7 protein-coding genes are annotated in these 8,689 nt (G+C 50.9%); 3 read left to right on the top strand and 4 right to left on the bottom strand.

The features are described 5' to 3' along the window. The first annotated feature begins 207 nt into the window (after positions 1-207). Positions 208-1,731, top strand: coding sequence for a glutamine-hydrolyzing GMP synthase (gene guaA / locus FW767_RS12480; RefSeq protein WP_121700368.1), 1,524 nt, complete (start codon positions 208-210; stop codon positions 1,729-1,731). A gap of 228 nt (positions 1,732-1,959) precedes the next feature. Here the strand turns inward: guaA and FW767_RS12475 are convergent, their stop codons facing one another. From FW767_RS12475 to FW767_RS12460, 4 genes are all read right to left on the bottom strand, one after another. Further along, the gene (locus tag FW767_RS12475) at positions 1,960-2,805 is read right to left on the bottom strand and encodes an SDR family NAD(P)-dependent oxidoreductase (protein ID WP_121700367.1); all 846 of its coding nucleotides are present in this window, start codon (positions 2,803-2,805) and stop codon (positions 1,960-1,962) included. A gap of 67 nt (positions 2,806-2,872) precedes the next feature. Continuing rightward, positions 2,873-3,874, bottom strand: a complete 1,002-nt coding sequence (locus FW767_RS12470; protein WP_121700366.1) for an ROK family protein — start codon at positions 3,872-3,874, stop codon at positions 2,873-2,875. Positions 3,875-3,965: 91 nt separating this feature from the next. Next, entirely contained in the window at positions 3,966-5,210 is a 1,245-nt protein-coding gene (locus FW767_RS12465) for an anaerobic sulfatase-maturation protein (RefSeq protein WP_121700369.1), read from the bottom strand. 4 nt (positions 5,211-5,214) lie between these two features. Then, a complete protein-coding gene (locus tag FW767_RS12460; RefSeq protein WP_147438827.1) occupies positions 5,215-5,847 on the bottom strand; it encodes a hypothetical protein in 633 nt (210 codons plus the stop codon). A gap of 105 nt (positions 5,848-5,952) precedes the next feature. On the opposite strand from FW767_RS12460, the gene FW767_RS12455 reads away from it, so the two are divergent. Both FW767_RS12455 and FW767_RS12450 read left to right on the top strand, forming a co-directional pair. Further along, a complete protein-coding gene (locus FW767_RS12455; protein ID WP_150980687.1) occupies positions 5,953-7,527 on the top strand; it encodes a sulfatase in 1,575 nt (524 codons plus the stop codon). 674 nt (positions 7,528-8,201) lie between these two features. Next, positions 8,202-8,624, top strand: a complete 423-nt coding sequence (locus FW767_RS12450; protein WP_121700362.1) for a hypothetical protein — start codon at positions 8,202-8,204, stop codon at positions 8,622-8,624. Positions 8,625-8,689 lie beyond the last annotated feature (65 nt).

Raw genomic sequence — 8,689 nt, 5'->3', positions numbered from 1 at the left:
GGCAGAACTTGACAGAATACAAGCAAAAATCAACAGAAGACCGCGAGAAAAATTAGGTTTCTCAGCGCCTCGTATTGAGTTCTTCAAACTATTGACTTAATTTTGCACTTGCTTGTTGACTCTACACGCTCGGCTAATTGAAAATAAATTTGCATTTGCGCTCGGCTTATTCGTATCTTTGTAAAAATTACAAAATTCTCACACTTTATGCAAGAGAAAATCATTATTCTTGACTTTGGATCGCAGACCACCCAGCTTATCGGACGTCGCGTGCGCGAGCTGAATACCTACTGCGAGATATTGCCTTACAATAAGTTTCCTCACGACGATCCGTCGGTGATAGGTGTCATCCTTTCAGGCAGCCCTTTCTCAGTCTATGATGAGAAAGCGTTTAAAATCGACATGAGCCGTATACGCGGAAAGTATCCGGTGCTCGGCATATGCTACGGCGCCCAGTTCATGGCCTACAGCAACGGCGGCACTGTCGAGCCGGCCGGTTCGCGCGAGTACGGCAGAGCCCATCTTGAGAAGTTTGACCACAACAATCCTCTGCTCAAAGGACTGCCCGAAAAGTCGCAGGTGTGGATGAGCCACGGCGACACCATCACATCGATTCCCGACAATTTCAAGATCATAGCCTCGACCGATAAAGTGGCCATAGCAGCCTATCAGATTGAAGGCGAGAAGTCATGGGGCGTGCAGTTTCACCCCGAGGTATATCATTCTACCGACGGCACACAGCTCTTGAAGAACTTCGTAGTCGACATATGCGGTAGCCGTCAGGACTGGAGCGCGGCATCGTTTATAGAGAGTACCGTGGCACAGCTTAAAGAGCAACTCGGCGACGACAAGGTGGTACTCGGACTAAGCGGCGGCGTAGACTCCTCGGTAGCGGCAGTGCTTCTCAACAAGGCCATAGGCAAAAACCTCACCTGTATATTTGTCGATCATGGCATGCTGCGCAAAAACGAGTTCAAAAATGTACTCCATGACTACGAGTGCCTCGGACTTAATGTGATAGGAGTTGATGCTTCGGCAAAGTTCTTTGGCGAACTTGCCGGCGTGACCGATCCCGAGCGCAAACGCAAAATAATCGGCAAAGGATTCATTGACGTATTTGACGAAGAAGCCCACAAGATAAAAGATGTGAAATGGCTCGCGCAAGGCACCATCTACCCCGACTGCATAGAGTCGCTTTCCATAACTGGCACCACCATAAAGAGCCACCACAACGTAGGCGGTCTGCCCGAGAAGATGAACCTCAAGCTATGTGAACCGTTGCGACTTCTGTTCAAGGATGAAGTACGCGCCGTAGGCCGCGAACTCGGCATGCCCGAACACCTTATCAAGCGCCATCCGTTCCCCGGACCGGGACTGGCGGTGCGCATACTCGGCGATATAACTCCCGAAAAAGTCAGCATACTGCAGAACGCCGACGACATATTCATTCAGGGGCTCCGCGACTGGGGACTATATGATCAGGTATGGCAGGCGGGAGCGATACTGCTTCCGGTGCAGAGCGTTGGCGTCATGGGCGACGAACGCACCTATGAACGTGCCGTGGCGCTGAGAGCCGTAACCTCTACCGATGCTATGACAGCCGACTGGGCCCACCTGCCCTACGACTTCCTTGCCAAAGTCAGCAATGACATCATCAACAAAGTCAAGGGTGTCAACCGCGTATGCTACGACATATCCTCCAAGCCACCGGCAACAATCGAGTGGGAGTAAAATACAACAATATCAACGGGGCTGAACCATACGGTTTCAGCCCCGTTGTCATATAAGTTAGCATCAAACAACGCCATATAAAAAGCGGCTGCCAAACAGCTATAAGGATGGTAGGGACGCCAGTACCACGGCGTCCGGCTGCGACCCGGATGGCCTTTTGTATGGCCATGCGGATATGCGGGCACCGTACTACCGGCGCCTCTACCTCACCGTTAGCCGGACTCCGGATTACACATAGATCATTTTACGGGTCATGCCCCCGTCTATGACAATATTCTCGCCGTTTATGAAGTCATTGTCGGGCAATGACAGGAACAGGCACATGCGGGCTATGTCTTCGGGACGTCCAACACGGCCCGATGGGTGCTGATTATGATCGGCATCCGTCAGGCTGTCGTAGCCGTCACAGCATATCCATCCCGGAGATATGGAATTGACCGTAACGCCGTAAGGAGCCATAGACATCATGAGCGCATGGGTCAGCGACGACACGGCGCCTTTTGACGCGGTGTAAGCCTCCGTACCCCTCTCGCTCATAAGGTAGCGAGTGGAACTGATATTGATTATGCGTCCGTAATGCGGCTCACCCATAGCCTTACGATGCAAGGCAAGCGACCGCGACGTCACAAACACGGGTCTTAGATTGACATGCTGCACGCGGTCAAACTCCTCGACCGTCATTTCATCAATAGGCTTGAATACCGACACACCCACATTGTTGACAAGCACGTCAATATCGCCCCATGACCCTATGACACGGTTCACACACGCTTCAAGGGCAGCCACGTCAGCCACATCCACAGGGTGAAACTGAGCCCCGAGAGCTTGTGCGGCTGCCCGGCCGGCCTTGGCGTCAATATCACAGAAAGCCACCCTGCAGCCGGCATCGCAGAAAGCTTTTACAATAGCTTTGCCAATGCCTGAAGCGCCGCCGGTGACAAAAACACGTCTCGGAGGAAACTTAACCGACAGTTGCCCCGGCCTGTCGCCCGAAGGCGTGAGCCGAGTACGGTATCCGGTGGATTTTCCGGAGCGGTACTCCTCCATCTTGCGTTCCAAATAATTATCAGCCATACTATAAAAATAAAAAAGCGCGTCGCACTTTCACAGATATACGACGCGCCATAAATATACTTGATTTTTAAGCCTCCAATACTATAGACTGGCTTGACGGGGGAGCGGGTATTTGACGCGCTTCCCAGCCGAGAGCACTTGCGCCGAGCACTGCGGCATCACTCTCCTTGAGTTCGGAAAGAAGCAATTTTGTCTTGCCCTTAAATACATTGAGCATGTTGCGGTCCATTGCCTCCTTGATAGGCTTCATAAGAAGTTCGCCGGAACGTGCGAGACCGCCAAAGAGTATTATGGCCTCGGGGCTGGAGAATGCCACGAAATTGGCAAAGGCACGGCCCATAATCTCGCCGGTGTACTGGAATATCTCCTTGGCAAGCTTGTCGCCGAGCACAGCGGCATCATACACATCCTTTGAAGTTATCTCCTCGACGGGAATGTCGCGGAGTCGTGACGCATCGGTGCGTATCTCAAGGAACTCGCGCGCAGTACGGGCAACACCCGTAGCCGAACAGTAAGCCTCAAGACATCCGCTGCGACCACAACCGCACATACGGCCGTTGGAGGGCTTCACGATAACATGTCCGAGTTCGCCGGCAAAACCGTCATGGCCATACACAAGCTGTCCGTTCACGACAATGCCGCTTCCCACACCCGTACCGAGAGTAATCATTATAAAATCTTTCATACCGCGGGCCACACCATATGTCATTTCGCCGATAGCTGCCGCATTGGCATCGTTGGTCAGCGCCACAGGCACACCGAACGCTTCATGAAGCAGATGAGCAAAAGGTATTTTGCCCTTCCAAGGAAGATTCGGCGGATTTTCGATACATCCCGAGAAATAGTTGCCGTTAGGAGCACCTACACCTATGCCGGCTATCTTGTCGACAGCGTCATGAGCCTCAAGCAAAGATGTCAGAGCAGCCTTAAGGTCGGCTACATAATCATTCACATCGGCAAACTTACCGGTTTTTATGGAACTGCTGGCAATCACATTGCCGCGTGCATCTACAATCCCGAATACAGTGTTGGTACCGCCTATATCGATACCTACTACGTAAGGTTTCATGTTAATTGATATAATTTGGTTAACTTATTATTGGTTTTCCACAAAGTTAAACAAATAAATCATACATAGCCCACATTTGACGGTTAAATTGTTAAAAAACGCCGTCAGCGCCTGTTATACGGGCTTTCATGACATTAGCCGGGGCACGCCCGGCTTCAAGCTCGGCCTTCATGAAATCCATGTAGGGCGCCGCATGCTCGAAGAAGCTGTAATAGCCCCGGCACAGATAATTGAGTCCCGGTTCTCCGTCGGCGGTCATGGCGAATCGATTTTTAGGGCACTCGCCGTTGCATATGTCAAGGAAGCGGCAGTTCATGCACTGCCGGGGCAGCGATTGACGCTTGGCAAGCCCGAAGTCGGTCTGACGCCGGCTCATAACCATCTCAACAAGCGACTGCGACTCTATGTTGCCCAGTTTATATTCAGGAAATACGAAGTGATCGCAGGAGTATACGTCGCCGTTATATTCAAGCACAAGAGCGTGGCCGCATGTCTTGCCGAGCGAGCAGATGCCGGGCTCCTGCCCTACCCAGTTGGCCAGAGTAGCGTCGAACAGCTGGATGAAATAGCGGCCGACATCATGCCTTACCCACTCGTCAAATATCGTGCACAGGAAGCGGCCCCACTGCTCCGGCGTCACCGAAAAGTCAGCAAGCTCGGCGCCGGCCATGTCGCACGGCGAAGCAAGATGCCGTCCGTCATCATGAGGCAGCATACGCTCCACTATTGGAGCAAACTGAATATACCGACACCCTATCTCCTTGAAAAAATGATAGAACTCGAGCGGATAGTCGGCGTTGAAGTCGTTGACGACAGCCATGGCATTCCACTCCACTCCATGCCGGTTGAGCATGTCGATACCGCGCATGACCTTATTGAAGGTGCGCGCGCCCTGACGCGTGCGTCTGTACTCGTCATGAAACTCCTCCGGGCCGTCGACCGATACGCCCACAAGCCAATCATGCTCCTTGAAAAAACGACACCACTCATCGGTGAGCAGAGTGCCGTTGGTCTGTATGCAGTTGTCGATGACTCTTCCGCGGGCATATTTGCGCTGAAGGTCCACCACGCGGCGATAAAACGACAGTGGACGCATGAGCGACTCCCCGCCGTGCCATGTGAACAGCACCTGCGGCATGCTCTGCGAATTGATATAGCGCTCAATGAAAAGTTCAAGCATGGAGTCATCCATAAGGAAGCGCCGCGCACCGGCGGCATCTTTATATATGTTGGACTTCTCAAGATAGTAGCAGTACTTACAGTTAAGATTGCACATGCTGCCTGCCGGCTTCGTCATTACATAAAAAGGCTTGGCAAAAGGTGTATACAGTTCCATGGCGTCACTCTTTACGCAGTGCATCGGCTTTGAACTCCCTGACATAAACCACCGTCATGTCAGGATTGACACGTATGCCACCCTTCTCCTCGATGCTCTTCAGCTGCTCCTCGCGAAGCCGGGCTATCGCGGCCTCGGCTTTCTTAGGAGTATCGGCCATCAGTTTTCTTATAACACGCGACTCAAGACCTATTTTATAAAATGCTATACGTATGAACTTCCAGTTCTGGTCGGTAAGATCATATTTTTTCTGCAGTCGGTCGGCTATGCTTATACCCTCGGCATTGGCCTCGGCGTCATAAACTCCACGGTAATACTGGGCAAGCTGCTCGTGGTCGAGAATTGTAGCGAGAGCGCTGTCACGAAGTTTGCGCATGCGGTTGCGGGTCTTCACCGACATAATACCGTTGTCAGCTGCAACAAGACGCACGAATTCGGCATTTTCAGCATCTATGGCTTCGGCGAGTTTTATCTGCTGCTGCGCGGTAAGTTTAACGTATCTGCATATCTCAAACGCCTCTCTTATAGTAGAGGGTGAAAAAGACTTGAGCGCATCGGCATCAAGTGTCTGTGCATAAATCGAAACAGCAGCCGACAATAATAGTGTACCTATAATTGCAATGAAATGTTTTAGCATGGACCTCAATTTTATATGAAAGTGTTTTATTTCGCTTGAAATTTAAAAAATTTCGTTTAAAAGCACTAACTTCGTACAAAACTAATAAAAACTTTAAATATAATCATGAAACCCGGTAAAAAATTTAATTTTTTATTATGTGGCGTAAATGCCCTTGCCATGACCTCAATGTATGCGTCGGCCCAAGACAATAAAAACGCAGCTCCCGATGCAAGACCCAATGTGCTCTTCATAGCCATCGACGATATGAAACCGTGGATATCGCCCTACGGCGACAAAATAGCCCGCACTCCGGCATTTGACAATCTCGCATCGCGCGGAGTGACTTTTAACAATGCTTATTGTCAGGTGGCTCTAAGCGGTCCCACGCGGTCGAGCCTGCTTACCGGCCTTAATCCCGACCACACGGGAGTATGGTGGCTCATGGGGTCATTCCGCAAAAATAACCCCGACATAGTATCGATGCCGCAGGCGCTTAAAGATAACGGTTATCAAACGGTGGGCGTAGGTAAGGTATATCACCCGTTGACCGACAAGGCGGTACGTAACGATCCCATGTCATGGAGCAGGCCCTATGTCAAAGCGCAAGGCGCCACTTACGCACTCGCCAACGGACGAGTGGCCACAGAGTGCGCCGATGTGCCTGACAACGGCTATGTCGACGGAGTCATAGCCGAAGAAGCCGTCAGGACCATGAAAAAACTAAAAGAGGAGGGCAAACCGTTTTTCCTCGGGGTAGGGTTCAAAAAGCCGCATCTGCCGTTTTGCGCGCCCAAGAAGTACTGGGACCTGTATGAACGCGATGCCATGCCGGTAGCCGAGTTTCAGAACATGGCCGACGATGCGGTAGAGTATGCCTACCACAACTCGCTTGAGGTAAAGGGCTACTCCGACATACCGCCCTTTGAGAGCTATATGGATACCCGCAGGCTTGACACCGACACACAGAAGCGGCTTCTGCACGCCTACTATGCATGCATATCCTATGTAGACGCACAGGTAGGCAAGCTCCTCGACGCGCTTGACGAGAACGGCCTTGCCGACAATACGATAATCGTCATGTTTGGTGACCACGGCTATCACCTCGGCGACCACGGTCTGTGGAACAAACTTACCAACTTCGAACAGGCTACCCGTGTGCCCCTGATAGTAGCCGCACCGGGCATGAAGCGCGGTGTGCGTACAGACGCCGTGGTGGAGTTTCTCGACATATTCCCTACCATATGCGACCTTACCGGCACAGAATACCCACAGCAGCTCGACGGAGAGAGCCTTGTACCGGTGCTTAAAAATCCGAAAGACAAGATAAAGGATTATGCCATAAGCCAGTTCAGCCGCACTACAACCGAAAATTATACCATCAGCAGCGACACCGACCTAAAAGGCAAGGCCGACGAACTCGCCAACGACATAATGGGCTACGCACTGCGCGATAAGCGCTACCGCCTCGTGGAGTGGACCAAAGGCTTCAAGACATACATGCCCTTTGACGAAGCGAAAGTGCTGGCTTATGAACTGTATGACTACGAGAAGGACCCGCAGGAAACACGCAATCTGGCAAACGACCCGAAGCATGCCGGAGTCGTAAAACGCATGACGCGTCAGCTGCACGACTACTATGCGCGCAGCTATGCCTCACCGATGAGCGCTCCCATAGCCGCGAAAGCCGCCGAAAAATGACCGGCGGCTCTGCCCGGGCCATAAACAGTCTATTTTTAAAGCTACTTCTCGTGTTCACGTATGTCGGCATCACCGGCGGTACACCCCTCAATAGAACCTTCGGCAGACTTATATAAGGTCATAGACTCCGTTGATGTACACTTCAGATAATGCAAATAAGATAATTCGAAATTATATGCGCCGGTCCTGTATATATAACGATAATACCATTGCCATCTGAGGATTTTTATGTAATTTTGCAATTATAGCAAAAGTTTGCAAAAAACTGATATGCGCAGCAATGGAAATATATCAAGCCGCACCCTGTTCGCTCTTGAGAATTGCGAGGGGATTGTTACGTTTATGGTGGAACAGGGCTTTGCATGCTGTGGTTTCCCGGGTAAATTATTGAAAAAGTGCGCTGATAATTTGCATGTTATAAAAATTTGCATACTCTCTCTGGTGTCGCGCGTCAATATATAAAAAACCATTTAACTGGCAATGCATTACGGATAGCATTCGCCAAGAATTTTCTTCGGTTTCCTCAAAATTTAATAAATTAATACATCCCTCCCCCGCTGGCGTGGGAGCGTACCGTCATATCCGTCGGCGATGTGTGCCGGAACATGGAGTTTCTATGTCCGCCTGCATCGCCGATGTCCTTTTTTATCCGAAACCGAAAATAAATACGCTATATGAGTAATAAGGTAAAGTTGCTGCTGGTGATGTTTTTTGCCATTGTGCCGGCGTTGACGCTCTCGGCCGGCGAACAGGAGGATTCCACCGCCTACCTGTTCAGGTTCGTTCCCCGGAAAGATATGTTCTACTCCCCATGGGGCGGCAACGGTGCGGAGCTGGCACGCCTTCTTGCAGCCATTGACCGCAACCGCGAGGCCATTGAGAACGGGCAGATGTATCTGTGCGTCACAAGTTACGGCGCGCAAGGCGCATCAGGCGAAAGGATTTCAAAAACGCGCCGCAACCGTGTCAAATCCGAGCTGATTGTAAGGGGCCGGATAAAGGAAATGAATTTTGTCACAGACAAAAATGTCGGAGAGTGGAAAAGCCACTCTACTTTGACCCTTTTGGCCAAACAGAATTCACCCCTTTGGCCATAATATGATTGACCCTTTTGGCCCAAATAACATTAACCGCTTAACACAAGAGTTATTAGAGATTTTTT

The sequence above is a fragment of the Heminiphilus faecis genome (genome assembly GCF_008728965.1).
GTDB lineage: Bacteria > Bacteroidota > Bacteroidia > Bacteroidales > Muribaculaceae > Muribaculum > Muribaculum faecis.
This window is presented reverse-complemented; position numbering and strand designations above follow the sequence as displayed.

Excerpts from the sequence above, each read along its gene's own strand:
- guaA (WP_121700368.1), top strand. The coding sequence starts at position 208 with ATGCAAGAGAAAATCATTATTCTTGACTTTGGATCGCAGACCACCCAG.
- FW767_RS12475 (WP_121700367.1), bottom strand. The coding sequence starts at position 2,805 with ATGGCTGATAATTATTTGGAACGCAAGATGGAGGAGTACCGCTCCGGA.
- FW767_RS12455 (WP_150980687.1), top strand. The coding sequence starts at position 5,953 with ATGAAACCCGGTAAAAAATTTAATTTTTTATTATGTGGCGTAAATGCC.
- FW767_RS12465 (WP_121700369.1), bottom strand. The coding sequence starts at position 5,210 with ATGGAACTGTATACACCTTTTGCCAAGCCTTTTTATGTAATGACGAAG.
- FW767_RS12470 (WP_121700366.1), bottom strand. The coding sequence starts at position 3,874 with ATGAAACCTTACGTAGTAGGTATCGATATAGGCGGTACCAACACTGTA.
- FW767_RS12450 (WP_121700362.1), top strand. The coding sequence starts at position 8,202 with ATGAGTAATAAGGTAAAGTTGCTGCTGGTGATGTTTTTTGCCATTGTG.
- FW767_RS12460 (WP_147438827.1), bottom strand. The coding sequence starts at position 5,847 with ATGCTAAAACATTTCATTGCAATTATAGGTACACTATTATTGTCGGCT.